At 73.3% G+C, this 21,140-nt stretch carries 12 protein-coding genes; 9 read left to right on the plus strand and 3 right to left on the minus strand.

All coding sequences use genetic code 11. The features are described from left to right. Positions 1-72 precede the first annotated feature (72 nt). Positions 73-1,281 carry a nucleotide sugar dehydrogenase gene (locus ACIRQ9_RS04405; RefSeq protein WP_404167003.1) on the minus strand — a complete coding sequence of 403 codons (1,209 nt, stop codon included), beginning with the start codon at positions 1,279-1,281 and terminating at the stop codon, positions 73-75. Between the two features lie 288 nt (positions 1,282-1,569). Between ACIRQ9_RS04405 and ACIRQ9_RS04410 the strand changes: the two genes are divergently transcribed. Continuing rightward, entirely contained in the window at positions 1,570-3,276 is a 1,707-nt protein-coding gene (locus tag ACIRQ9_RS04410; RefSeq protein WP_404167005.1) for a glycerol-3-phosphate dehydrogenase/oxidase, read from the plus strand. A gap of 45 nt (positions 3,277-3,321) precedes the next feature. Here ACIRQ9_RS04410 and ACIRQ9_RS04415 read toward each other — a convergent pair whose 3' ends face one another. Then, a complete protein-coding gene (locus ACIRQ9_RS04415) occupies positions 3,322-4,365 on the minus strand; it encodes a serine hydrolase domain-containing protein (protein WP_404167007.1) in 1,044 nt (347 codons plus the stop codon). A 170-nt stretch (positions 4,366-4,535) separates the two neighbouring features. On the opposite strand from ACIRQ9_RS04415, the gene ACIRQ9_RS04420 reads away from it, so the two are divergent. From ACIRQ9_RS04420 to ACIRQ9_RS04450, 7 genes are all read left to right on the plus strand, one after another. Beyond that, on the plus strand, positions 4,536-6,587 hold the full coding sequence (locus tag ACIRQ9_RS04420; protein WP_404167009.1) for a serine/threonine-protein kinase: 2,052 nt from the start codon (positions 4,536-4,538) through the stop codon (positions 6,585-6,587). A 136-nt stretch (positions 6,588-6,723) separates the two neighbouring features. Then, positions 6,724-9,480, plus strand: a complete 2,757-nt coding sequence (locus tag ACIRQ9_RS04425) for a protein kinase (RefSeq protein WP_404167011.1) — start codon at positions 6,724-6,726, stop codon at positions 9,478-9,480. A 178-nt stretch (positions 9,481-9,658) separates the two neighbouring features. After that, on the plus strand, positions 9,659-11,398 hold the full coding sequence (locus ACIRQ9_RS04430; protein ID WP_404167013.1) for a protein kinase: 1,740 nt from the start codon (positions 9,659-9,661) through the stop codon (positions 11,396-11,398). 437 nt (positions 11,399-11,835) lie between these two features. Beyond that, positions 11,836-13,482 carry a serine/threonine-protein kinase gene (locus ACIRQ9_RS04435; RefSeq protein ID WP_404167015.1) on the plus strand — a complete coding sequence of 549 codons (1,647 nt, stop codon included), beginning with the start codon at positions 11,836-11,838 and terminating at the stop codon, positions 13,480-13,482. A gap of 46 nt (positions 13,483-13,528) precedes the next feature. Then, positions 13,529-14,443 carry a serine/threonine-protein kinase gene (locus ACIRQ9_RS04440; protein ID WP_404167017.1) on the plus strand — a complete coding sequence of 305 codons (915 nt, stop codon included), beginning with the start codon at positions 13,529-13,531 and terminating at the stop codon, positions 14,441-14,443. A gap of 135 nt (positions 14,444-14,578) precedes the next feature. After that, entirely contained in the window at positions 14,579-16,204 is a 1,626-nt protein-coding gene (locus ACIRQ9_RS04445; RefSeq protein ID WP_404167019.1) for a succinic semialdehyde dehydrogenase, read from the plus strand. A 77-nt stretch (positions 16,205-16,281) separates the two neighbouring features. Further along, positions 16,282-18,057, plus strand: a complete 1,776-nt coding sequence (locus ACIRQ9_RS04450; protein ID WP_404167021.1) for a GMC family oxidoreductase N-terminal domain-containing protein — start codon at positions 16,282-16,284, stop codon at positions 18,055-18,057. A 121-nt stretch (positions 18,058-18,178) separates the two neighbouring features. On the opposite strand, the gene ACIRQ9_RS04455 is transcribed toward ACIRQ9_RS04450, so the two are convergent. Then, positions 18,179-19,192 (minus strand): LAETG motif-containing sortase-dependent surface protein, encoded by a 1,014-nt coding sequence (locus tag ACIRQ9_RS04455; protein ID WP_404167023.1) that lies wholly within the window; start codon positions 19,190-19,192, stop codon positions 18,179-18,181. 205 nt (positions 19,193-19,397) lie between these two features. Between ACIRQ9_RS04455 and ACIRQ9_RS04460 the strand changes: the two genes are divergently transcribed. Further along, on the plus strand, positions 19,398-20,543 hold the full coding sequence (locus ACIRQ9_RS04460; RefSeq protein ID WP_404167025.1) for a hypothetical protein: 1,146 nt from the start codon (positions 19,398-19,400) through the stop codon (positions 20,541-20,543). The last annotated feature ends 597 nt before the right edge of the window (positions 20,544-21,140 follow it).

The following is a 21,140-nucleotide window of genomic DNA, read 5'->3' on the forward strand; positions in this document are numbered from 1 at the left end:
TGAGGGGAGATTAACAGGGGCCTGTGACAACGCCCCTGACGTTTTTCGCGTCCGCCGCCCGCGGCGGAGCCCTCAGAGCCGGTGCGCCGCCCCCGTCGGGGTCGCCCCACGGGTGTCCAGCAGCAGCTGTGCCTTCACCGACAGGCCCTGGAGGTCGTACGTCCGGTGCTGCTGGACCAGGATCGTCAGATCGGCGTCGGCGGCCGCCTCGTAGAGGGAGTCCGCGCGCGGCACCGGACGGTCCAGGACGTTCCAGGACGCGATGTGCGGGTCGTGGTAGCTGACCGAGGCGCCCAGTTCCATCAGCCGGATCGCGATCTCGCGCGCGGGCGTGGCCTGCTGGTCGGCGAGGTCGGCCTTGTAGGTGACGCCGAGGAGCAGCACGCGCGCGCCGCGGGCCGACTTGCCGTGTTCGTTGAGCAGGGCGGCGGCGCGCTGGACGACGTAGCCGGGCATCCGGTTGTTGACCTGCTGGGCCAGTTCCACCATCCGCAGACCGCGGCCCGCGACGCCGGACAGGTCCTGGGCGACGCCGTGGCCGCCGACGCCGGGGCCGGGGCGGAAGGCCTGGAAGCCGAACGGCTTGGTCTCCGCGCAGCGGATGACGTCCCACAGGTCGACGCCCAGGCCGTGGCAGAGGACGGCCATCTCGTTGACGAGGGCGATGTTGACGTGCCGGAAGTTGGTCTCCAGGAGGTGCACGGTCTCGGCCTCGCGCAGGCCCCGCGCGCGGACCACCTTGTCGGTGAGCCGGCCGTAGAAGGCGGCGGCCGATTCCGTGCAGGCCGGCGTGAGGCCGCCGATGACCTTCGGCGTGGTGGCCGGGGTGGCGTCGCGGTTGCCGGGATCCACCCGGCTGGGCGAGTAGGCGAGGTGGAAGTCGCGGCCCGCGCGCAGGCCCGAGCCCTTCTCCAGCAGGGGCCGCAGGAAGTCCTCCGTGGTGCCCGGATGGACCGGCGACTCCAGGATCACCGTGGTGTGCGGGCGCAGCCGCGCGGCGAGGGTGCGGGCGGCGGCCTCCACCTGCCCGAGGTCGAGTCCGCCGTCGGCGCCCCGCGGGGTGGGCGCGCAGATGACGGCGGTCCGGACCCGGCCGAGCTCGGCCGGGTCCTTGGCGACCCGGAAGCCCTTCGCGAGCATCCGGCGCAGTTCGGCGGGGCTGAGCGAGCCCGCCTCGGGTCCGGTGGCGTACCCGATCGTGGAGAGGCCGGCGGACACGGCGGCCTGGGCGAGGGGCAGGCCGTAGGGACCGAGTCCCATGACGGCGAGGTCTGCGGGCATGGCGTGGGCCGTCCTTCCCAGTAACCGAAGCGGGACACGTGCGCAAGCCCTGTGGACAGGATGAGCGAAGCGCAATGTCAGACTAGGAGTAAATATGAACGTTATGTGGGATTGTGTACGTGTGTCTTCCGGGGTTCGGTGAGTGTTGTCCACAGGCTGCGGGTACGTGGTGGCTGAAGTCGGCCATCGCGGTCAGACTTTGGGCATGGGCCTCGCCTGCCGGGTGTGGCCGGGGCGAGTGACGACCGACGACGAGCCATGACCGATGGCGCAGAGCGGGAGGCAGCGGTGAGGACAGCGACACTGGGGCCGAAGCAGCGGGCGGAGTCCTTGGCGGCCATGGCCGAGCGCGAACTGGACGTGCTGGTCGTGGGCGGCGGAGTGGTCGGCGCGGGCACCGCGCTCGACGCGGTCACCCGCGGACTGAACACCGGCATAGTCGAGGCCCGGGACTGGGCCTCCGGCACCTCCAGCAGGTCGAGCAAGCTGGTCCACGGCGGCCTGCGCTATCTGGAGATGCTCGACTTCGCGCTGGTCCGCGAGGCCCTCAAGGAGCGCGGCCTGCTCCTGGAACGGCTCGCCCCGCACCTGGTCAAGCCGGTGCCGTTCCTCTACCCGCTCCAGCACCAGGGCTGGGAGCGCCTGTACGCGGGCTCGGGCGTCGCGCTGTACGACGCGATGTCGATGGCCCGCGGCCACGGCCGCGGCCTGCCCGCCCACCGCCACCTGAGCCGCCGTCACGCCCTGCGCGTGGCCCCCGCCCTGCGCAAGGACGCCCTGGTCGGCGCCATCCAGTACTACGACGCGCAGATGGACGACGCCCGCTTCGTGGCCACCCTGGTGCGCACGGCGGTGTCCTACGGCGCGAAGGCGGCCAACCGGGCGCGCGTGACCGGGTTCCTGCGCGAGGGCGAGCGGGTCGTCGGGGCCCGGGTGCTGGACGTGGAGGGCGGCGGGGAGTACGAGATCCACGCCCAGCAGGTCGTCAACGCGACCGGCGTGTGGACCGACGACACCCAGGCGATGGTCGGCGAGCGCGGCCAGTTCCACGTCCGCGCCTCCAAGGGCATCCACCTGGTCGTCCCCAAGGACCGCATCCACTCCACGTCCGGCCTGATCCTGCGCACCGAGAAGTCCGTCCTGTTCGTCATCCCCTGGGGCCGGCACTGGATCATCGGGACGACCGACACCGACTGGGACCTCGACAAGGCCCACCCGGCCGCCTCCAGCGCCGACATCGACTACCTGCTCAACCACGTCAACTCGGTGCTCGCGGTGCCCCTGTCCCGCGACGACGTCCAGGGCGTGTACGCGGGCCTGCGCCCGCTGCTGGCCGGCGAGTCGGACGCCACCAGCAAGCTGTCGCGGGAGCACACCGTCGCCCATCCGGCACCCGGGCTCGTGGTGGTCGCGGGCGGCAAGTACACGACGTACCGCGTGATGGCCAAGGACGCCGTCGACGAGGCGGTGCACGGGCTCGACATGCGGGTCGCGGAGTGCGTCACCGAGGACATCCCGCTGCTCGGCGCCGAGGGCTACCGGGCGATGTGGAACGCGCGGGCCAGGATCGCCGCCCGCACCGGCATCCACGTCGCACGGGTCGAGCACCTGCTGAACCGGTACGGCTCGACGGCGGACGAACTCCTCGACCTCATCGCCGCCGACCCCTCCCTGGGCGAGCCGCTCGCGGCCGCCGAGGACTACCTGCGCGCCGAGGTCGTCTACGCCGCCTCCCACGAGGGCGCCCGCCACCTCGACGACGTCCTCACCCGTCGCACCCGCATCTCCATAGAGACCTTCGACCGGGGCACCCGCAGCGCCCGCGAGGTCGCCGAGCTGATGGCCCCGGTCCTCGGCTGGGACAAGGACCACATCGAGCGGGAGGTCGAGCACTACGAGAAGCGGGTGGAGGCGGAACGCGAGTCCCAGCTCCAGCCCGACGACCTGACGGCGGACGCGGCCCGCCTCGGAGCCCCGGACATCGTGCCGCTGTAGGCGTCGCCGGAGGAAGGCGGACCCCGGTCCTGGGCGCACCACGACCTAGCGGCCGCGAGGACAGAACTCGGCCGCGAGCAGCGCGGGTTCGAGGGCCGGGTCCGCCACCGACGTCGTGTTCACACGGAACGTCAGGACGTGCCGGCCGTCGGCCGAGGCGGCGCTGCGCACGTAGCTGCCCGGGATCCGGCCGTTGTGCCCCCACACCGTGGTCCCGCACGGCAGCCTCACCGGATAGATCCCCAGACCGTACGCGCCCCGCGTGGCGCGGGTGTCGAGCATCTCGCGCAGCCGGCGCGCGGGCAGCAGCTCGCCGCCCAGCAGTGCCGCGTAGAAGCGGTCCAGGTCGTCGAGCGTGGTCACCACCTCACCGGCGGCGCCGGCCACCCGCGGGTCCAGCTCGGTGACGTCGGAACCGTCGGACGCGTAGGCACGGCCGTGCGGCGCGGGCAGCGAGGTGCGGGCACCGGGGAAGGACGTGCCCGTCAGCCGGAGAGGAGCGATGATGCGGCGGCGCGCCTCGGCGGCGTACGAGTGACCGGTGACCTGGCGGACGACCATGCCGAGGACGACGTACCCGGTGCTGGAGTAGGAGAAGCGGCCGGCACCGGTCGAGGGGAGGGCGAGGGCCAGACGGACGGCCTGAAGCGGGGTCAGGGGGACGGACGCCCGGGTCGCCTCGCTGAAGTCGGCGAGACCGCTGGTGTGGGAGAGCAGGGCGCGCAGGGTGATCCGCCGTCCGTCGACGCCCCGCCCCCGCAGCAGACCCGGCAGATGGCGTTCCACCGGATCGGACAGGGACAGCCGGTGTTCGGCGGCCAGTTGCAGGACTACGGTGGCGATGAACGTCTTGGTGACGCTGCCCGCGCGGAAGTGATCGGCGCGGCCGATGCCCGGCCCGGCGGCCGCGTAGCGGACGCCGTCCCCGTCGCGTTCCAGGAGGGCCGCGGCGGGTGCTCCGCCTTTGGTGAGGAACTGTGACAGGAGCGGGTCGGTGGCCTCTGCCGAGGACGCGGAACCGGCCGTCACCGGGGCCAGGAGGAGGGCGAGAGAGACCGGTATGGCCACCAGTGTCCGAAGCGACGGCATCCCGGTTCCTCCCTTGTGGCGGCCCATCATCGCGCCCCGTGTGACCCATCGGTCACGGGGGGTTCGGGCCGGCCGGCCCCGATGGGCGATCAGGGGCACCCTGGGCGCCGGGCACTTGTCGGGTGAGGGACAATGAAGGCTCTGTCAGGGCGGGTTGCATGAGGGGACGCATGTCGGAGGCGGAGCGGGCGGGTAATTCCCGTCAGGAGACTCGTCAGGACAACAGCGAGCGTCTTCTCGCCGGGCGGTACCGGCTGGGACGGGTGCTCGGCCGCGGCGGTATGGGCACGGTGTGGCGGGCCGAGGACGAGACCCTCGGACGGACGGTGGCCGTCAAGGAGCTGCGGTTCCCGACGAACATCGACGAGGAGGAGAAGCGGCGCCTGATCACGCGCACCCTGCGCGAGGCCAAGGCGATCGCCCGGATCCGCAACAACAGCGCGGTGACGGTCTTCGACGTGGTCGAGGAGGACGACCGGCCCTGGATCGTGATGGAGCTGGTCGAGGGCAAGTCGCTGGCGGAGGTCATCCGCGAGGACGGCGTGCTCAAGCCCAGGCGCGCCGCCGAGGTCGGGCTCGCGATCCTGGACGTGCTGCGCTCCGCCCACCGGGAGGGCATCCTGCACCGGGACGTGAAGCCGTCCAACGTGCTGATCGCCGAGAGCGACGGCCGGGTCGTGCTCACCGACTTCGGTATCGCCCAGGTCGAGGGCGACCCGTCGATCACCTCCACCGGCATGCTCGTCGGCGCCCCCTCCTACATCTCCCCGGAGCGCGCCCGCGGGCACAAGCCCGGCCCGGCGGCCGACCTGTGGTCGCTCGGCGGCCTGCTGTACGCGGCGGTCGAGGGCGCACCGCCGTACGACAAGGGTTCGGCGATCGCCACGCTGACCGCCGTGATGACCGAGCAGTTGGAGGAGCCCAAGAACGCGGGCCCGCTCCGGGACGTCATCTACGGGCTGCTCACCAAGGACCCGGCCCAGCGGCTGGACGACGCCGGTGCGCGGGCGATGCTCAACGCGGTCGTCAACGCGCCGGAGGAACTGCCCGTCGACGCCACCCGGGTGGTGCCGCTGCCCGCGCAGCCGGACGCGCCGCGGGAGGAGAAGACCGGCACGGCCCGGCGGAGCGAGGAGGCCGGGGAGAAGCTGCGCGGAGCACTGCGCTCCGTGCGCAAGGCCGCGGGCGCGGCGGGCGCTGCGGCCGCGACCCGGCCGAAGGGCGCCGCGGCCGAGACGGCCGCCGCCACCGACCAGGCCGCTTCCGGTTCGGCTCCGGTCGCCGGCTCCACGGGCGGCGCGCGCCCCGCGGGCGGTGCCGCCGCCGCTGGGGCCGGAGCGGACGGCGCGACGGCGGGGACCAAACCCGCCGCGGGCCGGGCGAGTTCCGGATGGCCGGTCATGCCGCCGCCGGATCTGGACCTGGCGCCCCGGCCCGTGCCCCGGGCCCCGCTGACCGACGTGGTGCCCAGGCGGACCCTGGTCATCATCGCCGTGGTGGTGGCCCTCGCGGTGCTCGGTACCGTGCTGGCCCTCACACTGGGCGGCGGCGGGGACGACAAGGGGAGCGGCAGGAGCGGCGGTTCCAAGCCGGCGGCCAGCTCGGACGCGACCACGGGCTCCCACACAAGTTCCGGTGCGGGATCCGGCGGCGGATCCGCCACCAAGGAGGACCCGAAGGGCGGCACGCAGACCGACGACGACTCCGCGGCGGCCACCGGCTCGGGGAAGGGCGACGACTCGGACGACAAGGACTCCTCCGGGTCGAACTCCAGTGGCAGCAAGGACGACAGCGCGGTGGCGCAGACGTACCACGGCGGCCAGGGGTACTCGATCGGGCTGCCCGCGGGCTGGAAGTTCCAGACCGGCAGCTCCGCCGGTGACCGGTTCACCGGGCCCGACGGGCAGAAGCTGCTGATCGCCTGGACGAGCTCCCCGAAGAACGACCCGGTGGCGGACTGGAAGAACCAGGAGCGGTACATGGTGCGCTCCCAGTACCAGAAGATCCGCATAGCCGGCGTGGACTACCGCGGCTGGAACACGGCCGACTGGGAGTTCACCTACGTCGACGGCGGTACCGAGTACCGGACCGTCGACCGCGGGTTCGTCGTCAGCCCGAAGCAGGGGTACGCGCTGATGTACACCGCGAAGGCCGCGGACTGGAACGGTGAGCTGCGCGAGCACACCTGGAAGACGCTGGCGGCGAGCTTCCAGCCGAAGTGACAAATTCGCATCGCCTCAATGCAATGTGCCTCCGGCACGTATCGTGAGTGGTCGCGGACCGTACGCATCCAGGTAGATGTGCGGAACGGCCCGCGAAACGAGCGGATTTGACCACCGGCCGGCCGGGGGAGGCAACGTGGACGACTACGCGGGTCGGGTGCTCGCCGACCGCTACCGCCTGCCCCTGCCCCCCTCCGACGAGTACGAACACACCGAGACCCGGGCCTTCGACACCTACAGCGGGCAGGAGGTCTACGTCCGGCAGGTGCCGCTGCCCGAGGTCGTCGAGGCCGAGGTGCTGGACGCGGAGGGACTGCCCGACGGGTTCACGGCCCGTGACCGCGGCGCGCGCCGGCCGCCGTCCGCCCGCGCCGCGACCCGTCGGCCGAGCGATCCCGCCGTGCGCCGCGCCGTGGAGGCCGCGCAGGCCGCCGCCCGGATCCCCGACCATCCCCGGCTCGACCAGGTCTTCGACGTGTTCGCCGAGGGCGGTTCGCTCTGGATCGTCAGCGAGTTCGTCTCCGCGCGGTCGCTGGCGACCCTGCTCGCCGAACGGCCGCTGTCGCCGTACCGGGCGGCCGAGGTCGCCTCCGACGTGCTGATGGCCCTCCGGGTGCTGCACGCGCACGGCTGGGTGCACCGCAACATCACCGCCCGCACGGTCCTGGTCTGCGACGACGGCCGGGTGATGCTGACCGGCCTCGCGGTCGGCGCGGCGGAGGAAGCGCTGTGCGGGTACGACCCGGTGCCGGTACCGGAAGGCGAGGGCGGCGGCCCGGTGGCGGAGGGCTCCGCCCTGCCCGGCGGTCCGGCCGGTCCCGCGGGCGCCCTCGCCGTCGGGAGCATGGGAAGCAACGGTGGTGCGGGTGGTGCGGCGGGTGGTACGACCGGCGCGCGCCCGGCGCCCGGCGTGCCGGAGACGGACCCCGAGGCCGCCCGGCGCGCCGCCATCCAGGCCCGGGCCGCCGGCGCGCTGCCCGGAGCCGGAGCCGACGAGGGCTCGGGCGGCGCCGGTACGGGCGCGGTGGAGCGACGGGCACAGGAGACCGGCACCGACGTGCGGGCCGCGCGGGCCGGGGCGATCGCCGCGTACCGGGCGGGGGCCAGGGCCGCCGCCCGGGTCCAGGAGACCCAGCAGAACGGCCGGGCCGCCCTCCCCGGCGCCCGCCGACCCACCGACCCGCACCCCGACACCCCCGGCCACCAGCCGCCCTACGGCCAGGGCCAAGGCCAGGCCAACGGCGTGTCGGAGTCGCGGTACGGCCAGAGCCAGGCCGAAGGGGCGCCGCAGTCCCCGTACGGTCCGGGCCAGGCCAACGGCGTCGCGCAGTCGCCGTACGGGCGGGGCCAGGCCGAGCTGGAGGCGCCCGGTGGCGGGCAGCGGGCCGCCGGTGCCGTGCCGCCGGGGCGGATCGCCGACCCGTACGGGGTGGGCGGCGCGCCCTCGTCCTGGCACGGGGCGGTGCCCAGGCCCGGTACGCCCGCCGCGGAGCGCACCGTTCCTCCGGCCGTCGGCCCCGGCACGCCTGCCGCGGAGCGCACCGCGCTCCCGGCCGCCGCGCCCGGCACCGACGTACCGCGTCCGGTCGTGCCCGCCCAGACGCCTCGCTGGGGTGAGGCGGGCGCCGCCGTGACGGGGCGGCGCGGGCCCGCCACCGCGCTGGCCGCCGAGCGCGCCAGGCAGGTGCGGATGACCGTGGTCGGACCGGTCACCGAGCGCTGGGCCCCGGAGCAGGCCGGCCCCGTGCACGAGAACTGGCAGCTGGCGGCGCCCATCGGCCCGGCCACCGACCTGTGGGCGCTCGGCGCGCTGCTCTTCCGGGCCGTGCAGGGACACGCGCCGTATCCGGAGGAGTCGACGGCCGAGCTGGTGCAGCTGGTGTGCTCGGAGCCGCCCGCCTTCGCCGAGGAGTGCGGGTCGCTCAGGCCGGTCGTGGAGTCGCTGCTGCGTCAGGACCCCACCGAGCGGCTGGACTTCGAGGAACTGCGCGGCTGGCTGCGCTCGCTGGTGCGTTCCGCGCCCGAGCCGGACGCCGGCGCGCACGTCGTCGCCGCACCGCCCGCCGCCGATCCGGCCCGGCTGCCGATCGTCCGCCGCCGCGGGCACCTGGTGCGCTGGCGCCGGGCCGGGCTGCCGGTGACCGGTCCGCACGGCCGCCACAAGCGGGCCCGCCAGGAGGCCGGTTCGCCGCGCAGACTCGGCCGGACGCTGCTGCTGGTGGTGCTGCTCCTGCTGGCCGGCGCGGTCGCCTACGCCATGGTGTTCCTGCCCAAGAAGGACAGCGCCGACCGCGGCGGCGCGAGTGGCGGCGACCGGACGGGCACGGCAGGCCAGACCAGCGCCGCGCCCGGTCCGACCACCGAGCCGACCCCGACACAGACGGCGGCCCCGTCCACCGAGACGCAGACCACCGCCGGTTCCACCGGGGGCGCCCCGGCCGGCGACGGGTTCACCCTGCGCGAGGACCCGGACGGCTTCCGGGTCGCCGTCGCCAAGGGCTGGAACCGCACACCGCGCAACGGGATCGGCCAGGTCGTGTACGCGCACGGGAAGTTCGAGCTGATCGTCGTCGCCGGTCGGGACAGCGCGGCGGACTACGGCAACGACCCGATGAGGTACCAGCGGGACAAGGAAAGGGAGTTGCAGCCCTACCGGGACTCCAGCTGGGCCACGGCGAGCGGGCTGCGGACCATCACGGTGGGCGAGCGGGTCTCCGCCGAGGGGCAGTTCACCTGGACGGACAGTCAGGAAGGCGACCTGTTCGTACGGAACATGGTCTTCCTGATCAACGGGCGGTACCACGTCGTCCAGGTCCGCGGCCCGGAGTCGGAGCGGGACAGGGTGACCCAGCTGTACGAGAAGGCGTCCTCGACGTACACGTACACGGGCTGAGCGTGAACGCCGGTGCGCGCCGAATGGTTCCCGCTTTGATGGGGGGATTGCGTTCACATTCCGTGCCGAAAGCGAAAACCGTCACAGTGCTGTCTCCGTGGGACCCCACCGGTTCCCTGACCGCAGGGGGGTCCTTAGTCTGACCCTGACAAGACCATTGCGGGGCAACGTGAATCAGATGCAGGGCCTGCTCATCGCGGGCCGCTACCGGCTGGCCGACATCATCGGCAGCGGCGGCATGGGCAGGGTGTGGCGCGCCCACGACGAAGTGCTGCACCGGGCCGTCGCCATCAAGGAGTTGACGGCCGCGCTCTACGTCTCCGAGAGCGACCAGGCCGTCCTGCTGGCCCGCACCCGGGCCGAGGCCCGGGCCGCGGCGCGCATCAACCACTCCGCCGTCGTCACCGTGCACGACGTCCTCGAACACGACGGCCGCCCGTGGATCGTCATGGAACTGGTCGAGGGCCACTCGCTGGCCGACGAGGTCAAGGAACGCGGGCGCGTCGAACCGCGGGAGGCGGCCCGGATCGGGCTGTGGGTGCTGCGCGCGCTGCGCGCCGCGCACGGCGCCGGCGTCCTGCACCGGGACATCAAGCCCGGCAACGTCCTGCTCGGCCGGGACGGCCGGGTCCTCCTCACCGACTTCGGCATCGCGCAGATCGAGGGCGACACCACGATCACCCGTACCGGCGAAGTCGTCGGATCCGTCGACTACCTCGCGCCGGAGCGCGTGCGCGGGCACGACCCCGGGCCGTCCTCCGACCTGTGGGCGCTGGGCGCCACGCTGTACACCGCGGTGGAGGGGCGCTCGCCGTTCCGCCGCACCTCGCCGCTGACCACCATGCAGGCCGTCGTCGAGGACGAGGCCACCGAACCGCGCAACGCGGGCCCGCTGGAGCCGGTCATCACCGCGCTGCTGCGCAAGGAGCCCGACCAGCGGCCCGGCCCCGAGGAGACCGAGCACATGCTCGCCGAGGCGGCGGAGGGCCGGCGGCCCAACGGCGCCCAGGCGTACGTACCGACACGGTCGCAAGTCACCGAGGTGCCCCGGCCCGACTCCGGTACGCCGTACGGCGGTTCGTACGACAGCTCACGGGACTCGGCGTCGTACGGCAGCCCGTACGCCGGCTCGCGGGGCGGCCCCTACGGCGACTCGCGCGGCGGCTCCTACGGCGGTTCCTACGAGGGCCGGAGCGCTTCGGGCGGCTCCACGACCCCGGCGACGACCATCGGACCACCGCCCCCCGCCGGCCGGTCCGGGCGACGCCGGCTGCGTACGCTCGCGCTGGTCGTCACGGTGGCCGCCCTGCTCGGCGGCGGCGCGGCGATCGCCCTGCAGAACTGGAACACGGCCCACCGCGACGGCCCCACCGGCACAGCGACACCGGCCACCTCCGGTTCCGCCTCGCAGGGCGCGACCAGGACTCCGGGCGGCACGATCCCCGCGGGCTGGCAACGGTACGACGACCCCGTGGGCTTCTCGCTGTACCTGCCGGCGGGCTGGAAGCGCTCGGTCTCCATCAAAGAGACGAACGGCCTGGAGCAGGTCGACTACTCGCCCGACGGGGGCACGCATCTCGTACGCATCGCCGTCGACACGTCACCCGACTTCACCAACGCGTACGACCACATGCGCAATCTCGAGGCGCAGCTCGACGGCAAGCTGGTGGACTACAGGACGGTGAGCCTGAAGAAGGACACGTACCGCGATCTGCCGAGCTGCCGCTGGGAATCCACGTGGACCGCGTTGCCCAAGGACGCGAAGGTCCCGGGTCCGTATCGAGCCCTCGACGTCGGTTACTTCACCCGCGACGGCGTCGAGTACGCGATCTACACGGCATCACCGGCGGACGACTGGGCCACCACCAGCAAGCAGTTCACCTCCGTCCTCCAGAGCTGGCGAGAGGTCGAGCACTGAGAGCGTCCGGGGGCCCTCGTCCTGCCGGCCTGGCTTTCCGCCGGTGCGTTCTGTCCACAGCACTTGTGGAGGAATGACCTCGGTTCTACGGCTCGCTCCGGCGGAACTCCTTCACGGAAAGGCGCTTTCCCATGTTTCCCAAAAAGAGACGATAAAGCTTCACAGGGTTCATGTGACAGCGTGCTTCCAGTCACCCGTCTTGCCGTGTGTGGAGGGTGGATGCGGGCAACGTGTCATGGTTTTCGCGGTTTTTGAAAACCGTTGTGGCTGAGAATGATCGTCTCTGGAATGGTCGGCAATCAGTCCGGGGAACGGCGCGGAGCGGGAGTGCTCGGGAACGTCCCGCTGAGCCCGTACGCCCCCGGGTGCTGCCGGGGCCCGGTTTGTTGGCCGGTCGGCGTCCGGAACGGCGGCGTCCGGTGGGGCATCATGGGCCCATGGGGACCGACGGGGAAGCCGTTCGTCTGATCGCGGGGCGTTATCGCCTGGAAACGCGGCTCGGGCGGGGCGGAATGGGTGTCGTGTGGCGCGCTACCGATCAGTTGCTCGGCCGGCAGGTCGCCGTGAAGGAACTCACCGTCGACGACTCGCTGCCGGACGACGACGCCCGGCTGCGCCGCGACCGCACCCTGCGTGAGGCGCAGGCCGTCGCACAGCTGCACCACCCGCACATCATCGTGGTGCACGACGTGGTCGAGGTGGGCGAACGCCCCTACATCGTCATGGAGTTGATCGTCGGGGGCTCACTCGCCGACCGGATCTCCCGGCACGGCCCGGTCGACGTCGAGGAGACCGCCCGGATCGGGATCGCCCTGCTGAGCGCGTTGCGGACGGCGCACACGGCCGGGGTGCTGCACCGGGACATCAAACCGGCCAACGTGCTCGTCGAGACCGGCACCGGGCGTGTCGTGCTCACCGACTTCGGGATCGCCCAGGTCGCGGGCGCCACCACGCTCACCGAGACCGGCTCCTTCGTCGGGTCGCCCGAGTACACGGCGCCCGAGCGGATGTCCGGCTCCCGGTCCGGTCCCGCCTCCGACCTGTGGTCGCTGGGCGTGCTGCTGTGCGCGGCGCTCAGCGGCGAGTCGCCGTTCCGCCGCGACTCGCTCGGCGGGATCCTGCACGCCGTGGTCTCCGACGAGATCCGGCCACCGTCCCAGGCGGAGCCGCTGCTGCCGGTCGTACGAGGGCTGCTGGAGCGGGATCCCGAGCGGCGGCTGGGCGCGGCGGAGGCCGAGCGGATGCTGCGCGGGTTCCTGGAGACCGGGACCGTGCCGGCCGCGTCCGCCGCGGACGGTACCGGCGCCGCCGCGTACACGCCGACCCAGCGCGACGTGCCCCGGCCGCCCGCCCCGGCGCCGGACGGCCGGCCCGGGAACTCGTCCCGCGGGGTGCTGGTCGCCGCGCTGCTCGTCGCGGCGATGGCCGGGGCCGGGGTGTCGGCGGCCGCGCTGCTCTTCCACGGCGGCGGAGGCGGCCGCGGTCCGGCCCCCGGGACCACGGCGTCGGTCTCCGCGCCGCGCCCGACGGCCACCGCCCCGACCCCGTCCCGGACACCGCCGCCGGCCTCGCCGTCCGTACGCCCGTCCCCGCCCTCGCCCGCGAACTCCCGCCAGGTGCCGTCCGGTTACCGGCTCGCGCGGGATCCCGGCGGCTTCTCCCTCGCCGTACCGGAGGACTTCACCCGCGACCCGCAGGGCCAGCGTGTCTTCTACCTGTCACCGGGTCAGGCCTTCCGGCTCGGCGTCCGGGTGTCGGAGCCGCAGACCGGCGGTCCGGGTACGGCGATGCGGCGGGCGGCGGCCGAGGGACCGAGCACCAACCCCGGCTACCACGACGGTCGGGTCACCGACACCACCCGCTCCGGACACCCGGCCGCCCTCTGGGAGTTCACCTGGAAGGGCTTCAGCGCGGCGGAGGGGCCCCGGCACACCTTCGACCTGTGCTGGGAGGAGGGCGGCCGGTCGTACGACGTGTGGGTGTCGGCGCCGGTCGGGAAGGTGCGGGAGGCGCGGGAGTACTTCGACGTGGCCGTGGACACGTTCGTGCCGGGCCGGGCGCCGGATCGCCCCGCGGGCCGCTGACCGTGCCGCTTCGACAAGGGCATGGCGCGCACGGTACTCATGTGCCATGAGTGAAGACGGCGAACGGCCGGTCGGGGAACGTCTGATCGGCGGGCGCTACCGGCTCGCCGAGCGCATCGGCTCCGGGCCGACCGGCACCGTGTGGCGCGCCCACGACGAGCAGGACGGGCGACAGGTCGCCGTCAAGGAGCCGCGCCCGACCGGCGAGCCGGACGCCGGGGAACGGCAGCGCGCCGCCCACCGCCTGCTGCACGAGGCGCGGGCCGCCGCGCGCGTCGACCACCCGGCCGCCGTCACCATCCTCGACGTCCTTCTGGAGAACGAACTTCCCTGGGTCGTCATGGAGTTGGTGGAGGGCCCGTCGCTGGAGGAGGCCCTCGCCGCGGACGGTCCGCTGGCGCCCGCCGAGGCCGCCAGGATCGGGCTCGCCGTGCTCGGCGCCCTGCACGCCGCCCACGGCGTCGGCATCGTGCACCGCGACCTCAAGCCGTCCAACGTCCTCCTGGACGCCGGGGGCGACCGGGTCGTGCTGACCGACTTCGGCATCGGAGCGGGCCAGCAGACACAGCAGGGCCGGCACGGTGAGCAAGAGGGGCACGGCGGTTCCGACGGCTTCCTGGCTCCCGAGTGCGCCGCCGGGCGCGGCGCCGGGCCCGCCTCCGACCTGTGGTCGCTCGGCGCGCTGCTGCGGGCGGCCACCGCGCCGGACCCCGGTCCGCTCGGCCCGCTCCTGGAGCGCCTGCTCGCCCTCGACCCGGAGGCCAGGCCGGCCGCCCCCGAGGCGGCCGAGGCCCTCGCCGAAGCCGCCGGCGCGGCCCTGCCGGAGTGGGTCACCGAACCCCCGGCGCCGGCACCCCGGCCGCCCCGCGCGGAGCCGTCGCCGACGGCCGACGAACCCCGTCGCCTCACGCCCTTCGCCGCCCTCGGCCTCCTCCTCGCCAAAAAACCGGAACGCGGCTGAACGCGGGCGCCCGTCCCCGTCCCACGGCCTGATCAGCACATTCCCTGCCAGTGATCACTGGCAGGGTGTGAGCACTCGGTGAAACCGGGTTACCCACGGGTACCCAAAGGCCCCGCTCCCGCATACCCTGCGGCCATGACGGACTCGCAGGCCCCGGCCCCCGCACCGGCCATCACCGGCACGAACCCGCTCGCTCCCGCACCCGCGGGGGCCCGAACCGCCGCCGACGTGGTCACGCCCGAGCTGGTCGCCCAGCTCACCAAGGGCGTCGTCGGCTCCGGCCGCACGGCCAACCACACGCCCTTCACCGGCGAGAAGCTGGCCGACCTGCCCGAGTCCAACCCCGAGGACGTGGCGAAGGCCTTCGAGGCGGCCCGCGCCGCGCAGGCCGTGTGGGAGAAGGTGCCGGTACGGCAGCGCGCGGCCGTCCTGCTCCGCTTCCACGACCTGGTGCTGGCCCGGCAGGCGGAGGTCCTCGACCTCATCCAGCTGGAGACCGGCAAGGCCCGCCTGCACGCGCACGAGGAGGTGCAGGCGGTCGCCGTGGCCGCCCGGCACTACGGCCGCAAGGCCCCCGCCTACCTGCGCCCCAAGCGGCACGCCGGCGCCATGCCCACCCTCACCAAGGTCACCGAACTCCGGCACCCGCGGGGCGTGGTCGGCCAGATCGCTCCCTGGAACTACCCGCTCGAACTCTCCGTCGGCGACGCGCTGCCCGCCTTCGTCGCGGGCAACGCGGTCGTCATGAAGCCGGACACCGAGACCTGCCTGACCGCCCTGTGGGCCCGCGACATCCTCATCGAGGCCGGGCTGCCCGCCGACGTCTTCCAGGTCGTCCTCGGCGAGGGCCCGGTCGTCGGCCCCGAGGTCGTCCGGCACGCCGACTACGTCTCCTTCACCGGCTCCACCCGCACCGGGCGCGAGGTCGCCCAGGGCGCGGCGGCCCGGCTGGTCGGCGTCTCCCTCGAACTCGGCGGCAAGAACGCCATGCTGGTCCTGGAGGACGCCGACATCGAGAAGGCGGCGGCCGGCGCGGTCCGCGCCTGCTTCTCCTCGGCCGGCCAGCTCTGCATCTCCATCGAGCGGCTGTACGTCCACGAATCGGTCGCCGACGCCTTCGTCGAGCGGTTCGCCGCCCGCACCAGGGCCATGCGGCTGGGCAGGTCACTGGCCTACGGCGCGGACATGGGATCCCTGGTGGGGGAGCGGCAGCTGGAGACGGTCACCCGCCATGTGGCGGAGGCCGTGGAGAAGGGCGCGACCGTCGTCGCCGGCGGCACCGCACGCCCCGACATCGGCCCCTACTTCTACGAGCCGACCATCCTGGACGGCGTCGAGGACGCGATGGCCGTCTGCACGGAGGAGACCTTCGGCCCGGTCGTCTCCCTCTACCGCTTCAGGACCGAGGACGAGGCCGTCGAGCACGCCAACGGCACGCCGTACGGCCTGAACTCCTCGGTCTGGACGAGGAACGGCAGCCGCGGCCGCGCGGTCGCCGCCCGCCTGCGCACCGGCACCGTCAACATCAACGAGGGCTACGCACCCGCCTACGGCAGCGTCCAGTCCCCGATGGGCGGCATGAAGGACTCGGGCCTCGGCCGCCGGCACGGCTCGGAGGGCATCCTGAAGTACACCGAGGCCCAGACCGTCGCCCAGCAGCGCCTGCTCCCCATGGCCCCCTCCCTCGGCATGGACGACGAGAAGTACGCCGCCTTCATGAGTACCAGCCTGAAGGTGATGAAGGCACTGAGGCTGCGCTGAGGCGCGCCTTCGGGGGCGCGGGCGACCGCGCCACCCACCACTGACGGCCCGCACGCGACACTCGACGAGGAGCACCCGTGCCCCAGGACACCTACGACTACGACGTCATCGTCGTCGGATCAGGATTCGGCGGATCCGTGACCGCCCTGCGCCTGACGGAGAAGGGCTACACCGTGGGCGTCCTGGAGGCCGGTCGCCGCTTCACCCGCGAGTCGCTCCCGAAGAACTCCTGGGACATCAAGAACTACCTCTGGGCGCCCCGGCTCGGCTGCTACGGCATCCAGCGCATCCACCTCCTCGGCAACGTCATGGTGCTGGCCGGCGCGGGCGTCGGCGGCGGCTCGCTCAACTACGCCAACACCCTCTACGTCCCGCCGAAGACCTTCTTCGACGACCCCCAGTGGCGGGACATCACCGACTGGCAGGAGGAGCTGAAGCCGTACTACGACCAGGCGGAGCGCATGCTCGGCGTGCGGCTCAACCCGACGATGACGCCCTCCGACGTGCACCTGAAGGCCGCGGCGGAGAAGCTCGGCGTCGGCGACACCTTCCATCTCGCCCCCGTCGGTGTCTTCTTCGGCGACGGCAAGGACGCCGCCGGCGACGCGAAGGCCGCGCCCGGCGACCGGGTCGCCGACCCCTACTTCGGCGGCGCCGGCCCCGCCCGCAACGCCTGCACCGAGTGCGGCGAGTGCATGACCGGCTGCCGGCACGGCGCGAAGAACACCCTCAACGAGAACTACCTCCACCTCGCCGAACGGGCGGGCGCGGCCGTCCATCCCATGACCACCGTCGTCTCCGTCACCGACGACTCGCGGGGCGGCTACGCGATCGCGACCCTCCCCACCGACGACAAGAAGGCGGAGGGCCGGATCTTCACGGCCCGCCGGGTCGTCGTCGCGGCCGGCACCTACGGCACCCAGACGCTGCTGCACCGGATGAAGGCCGGCGGCCAACTGCCGTACCTGTCCGACCGGCTGGGCGACCTCACCCGCACCAACTCCGAGGCGCTGGTCGGCGCCCAGACCGACGACCGCCGCTACCGCAGGGCGCACGGCACCCCGAAGGCCGACTTCACCCGGGGCGTCGCCATCACGTCCTCCATCCACCCGGACGCGAACACCCACATCGAGCCGGTCCGCTACGGCAAGGGCTCCAACGCGATGGGCGGCATGTCCATCCTCCAGGTGCCGTACGCGGAAGGCTCCTCCCGCGTCCTCGGCTGGCTGGCGAACGCGGCCCGCCACCCGATGCTCGTGCTGCGCTCGCTCTCCAACCGGAAGTGGTCGGAGCGGACCATCATCGGCCTGGTGATGCAGTCCCTGGACAACTCCCTGACGACGTACCTGAAACCGGACGGCGTCGGCAAGGGCCTGCTCACCGCCCGGCAGGGCCACGGCGCGCCTAACCCCAAGCAGATCGAGGCCGCCTCCCGGGCCGCGACCGTGCTCGCCGCCGAGATCAACGGCTTCGCCGGCAGCAACGTCGGCGAACTGATGGGCACTCCGCTCACCGCGCACTTCCTCGGCGGCTGCCCGATCGGCGACTCGCGCGAGACCGGCGTCATCGACCCGTACCACCGGCTCTACGGCCACCCCGGCATCTCGGTCGTGGACGGCGCCGCCGTCTCCGCGAACCTGGGCGTGAACCCGTCCCTGACCATCACCGCGCAGGCCGAGCGCGCGATGTCGTACTGGCCCAACAAGGGCGAGGCGGACCCGCGGCCGCGGCAGGGCGAGGCGTACGAGCGGCTGCGGCCGGTCGAGCCGCACCGCCCCGCGGTCCCGGCCGGTGCCTTCGGCGCGCTGCGCCTGCCGCTGCTGGACATCCCGGCCGTGCCCCCGAAGAAGTAGCCCAAAGGGCGAGCGCCCGGACACCGAAGAGGGACCTGTGCCCCCCTCCGAGCCCAGGTCCCTCTTCGTCCGGTGCGCGCGGCCGCCTCGGAAGGCGGGCCGCGCGACCTCGTTCACATGGCTAGGCGACCGCCCCGGCCTTCCGGCGCCGGACCACGAACACCGCGCCGGCACCGGCCACGACGGCGACCCCGCCGACCAGGCCGATGACCGGCAGGGCCGAACTGGAGCCGGTCTCGGCGAGGTTGCCGGTCGGCAGGTCGGAGATCTCGCCCTGCGGCCGCTTCACGGAGTCCTTGCCGCCGTCGTCGCTCGGCGTGGCCGTACCCGGGGCCGGGTTGGCGGAGCCGGCCTTGAGGACCGTGAAGTCGTACTGCGCCCAGCCCTCGGCGATGCAGTCCTGGCCGTCGACCTTGTCGAGGTAGGCGCCGGAGCCGAAGGAGTAGGCGTCACCGGCGGGCGCCTTGGCGTCGATGGAGACCCGCAGGTCGACCGACCTGCTCGCGCCGGACTTGAGCTTGTCGACGTAGAAGAAGTAGTCGCCGGCCCAGTCGTCGCTGCCGATCCGGTCCCAGGAGCCGGTCTCGGCGTTCTTGAACTCCAGGTCGACGTACGGGCTGAGGAACTTCGACTCGCTCAGTTCGTAGTTCTCGATCTCGGCGTAGAAGGCGACGCCCTCGACGTCGGTCTTGGACTCGTTGGTCACGACCAGCTTGAAGCCGTGGAAGCCGTCACCGGCGACGATCTTGCCGGGCAGGCCTTTGATGTCGGCGGACACCTTGGCGTGGCCGAAGTCCTGGTCGAGGTCCTCGCAGTAGGGGACGTCCGGGTCGGTCGGGTCCTCGCTGGGCTCCGCCGAATCGGACGGCTCGGCCGAGGCCGACGCGCTCGCACTGGCGCTCGCGCTATCGCTGGGCGAGGCGGACGCCGGGGCCGACTCGGACGCGGAGGCGCTGTCGCTCGGCGCCGCGGAGTCCGAAGCGGAGGCCGAGGCCGTGTCGCTCGGGATCTCGCTGGGCGCGCTCTCGGAGGCCGAGGGCAGGTCGTCCGCGAAGGCGGCCGGTGCCGAGAGCAGGGCTATGGGCGCGATGACAGCCGTGGCGGCTGCCGCGGCCATGGCGCGGCGAAGCTTCATGAGGACCCCCGTGAATCAGGCGCGGCAGACGGATGTAACCGCTGGTTCCAGTGATGTGACCGGCGAATCCAGTGAATGGTTGCCTCCGCATTCACCGAATTCTCATGTGACGGTCGTCACTCACGGTCGGTCGCGGAGGGGGTCGTCTCCGCGGCCGGTTCCAGGGCTATTCTCCCCCAGTCGAACGGCCGAGCGAGAGAGTGCGATGTCTGACAGACGGTCCGAACAGTCGTCGGGGGACGAACCGTCGTCGTCCTCCGCCATACCCGACGAGGTGTGGGAGCGGTTCATCCGCGACTCCGAGCGCGACATCCGCAGGTCCGCGCCGAAGGAGCCCTCCGCCCGTGCCCGGCAGGTGGCCGAGCGGCTCAAGGGGCGGCAGGAGCCGGAGGGTTGGCGGACCGGGCCCGCCTGGCGGGAGATGGACGGGCGGGCCGCGCGGCGCCGCAGGCTGTGGGCGGTGCTCGGCCTGCCGGTGGCGATCGCCGTCGCTCTCGTGGCGGTGCGGCCGTCGCTGATCCCCGGCGACCCCTTCGGGCCGGCGTCCGGCGCGGACACCGCGACCTCGCAACTCCCGGCCGAGACCGCCGCTCCGACCGCGGCGCCGTCCGCGGTCGCCGCCGACACCCCCACCCTGGCCCATCCGTTCGCCGGTTCCCCGGCGCTGCGCTGGGCCGACGGCGCGGCCGGCATCGTGCTGCCGAAGGCCACCGCGCTCGGTTCGATCCCGAAGGACCGCGTCGAACTGGCCCTCCGGCAGACCAGGAAGCTGCTCGTCGACGCCAACCTCGACCCCGAGGTCGTGGCCGGCGCCCGCCCCGACGCCGCCCTCGCGGTCCTCGACCCCCGGCAGCCCCGCGTCCTCGACGAGCTGGACACCGCGCTGCGCCACCCCAGCAAGGCCCACGACCCGCTGTCCCTCTTCAGCCGCTTCGACCCCGAGGACGTGATGCCGGCCGGCAAGGTCGTCAAGACCCGGGGCCGGATCACCTTCGGCAAAGGCACGTTCGGCGGCGTCGCCGTGCACGCGGACTACACCTTCGTCTACCCGGTCGTCCCGGTCGACGGCTCGGGCGAGGTCACCCGGACCATCGTGCGCCGGATCGTCGACACCGAACTTCCCGATCCCGTGCGCTACCGGGTGACCCCGGGCCGGCTGACCCTCGTCCGCTACCTGGAGGACGCGGGCAACTCCGCCTGCGACGTCGACGACGGCTTCCTGCACCCGCAGTTCCCGTCCCGGGCGCCGACGGGCAGCGCCGCCCCGAGCGGGCCGTCGGTCGACCCGTACGACCGCAGCCGGCAGCTCGGCGACGGCCCTGAGGACTGCGGCACGGTCAGCCGGACCTAGCCGCCGGAGCCACCCGGAGCCGCGCTTCCGCCGGAGGGCGCGTCGCCGACGACGGGTCTGCGCCGAGGGGTCTTCGGGGAAAGGCGAAGGGCCCCGCGGGACGGAGCCGCGGGGCCCTTCTTTCGTCAGCACCGACGTCAGGGCAGCGTCGGTGCCTGGGAGCGGCGCCGGGGGGTTGCGCCGCTGGTCTCTGTGCCCTGTGCCACCGTCCCGCCCCGGGCGGGCGCCCCTGAGCACTCGGGGCGTACGGCGGGTGTCGACCTTCGGCGGACGGTCGGCGCACGGCAATTACGCTGCCTGAACTGGGACGTGGGAGCTTCTGAAGGCTGTGGGGGCCCTCCAGGCATCGTGCTGGATGCACGGGGCCTCCGCAACCGTTTGACCCAGCCCTTGTGCATATTTGCGATTTTCCGCCGGTCGGCCCCGGGCGTCCCCGGAGCCGGCCGTCTCAGGTGTGACCGGGCTGCTGTCCCCTGCCGTCCGGTCACATGACTGGAGCGAGGTCCCACGGCGCACGGCACGATCCGTACGCCTCATCGCTCCAGCGAGCCACGCGTGGTTCTTTCGGGCCGCCCCTGGCTGGCACGGACACCCCAC

Source organism: Streptomyces sp. NPDC101237, assembly GCF_044767465.1.
Taxonomy (GTDB): domain Bacteria; phylum Actinomycetota; class Actinomycetes; order Streptomycetales; family Streptomycetaceae; genus Streptomyces; species Streptomyces gramineus.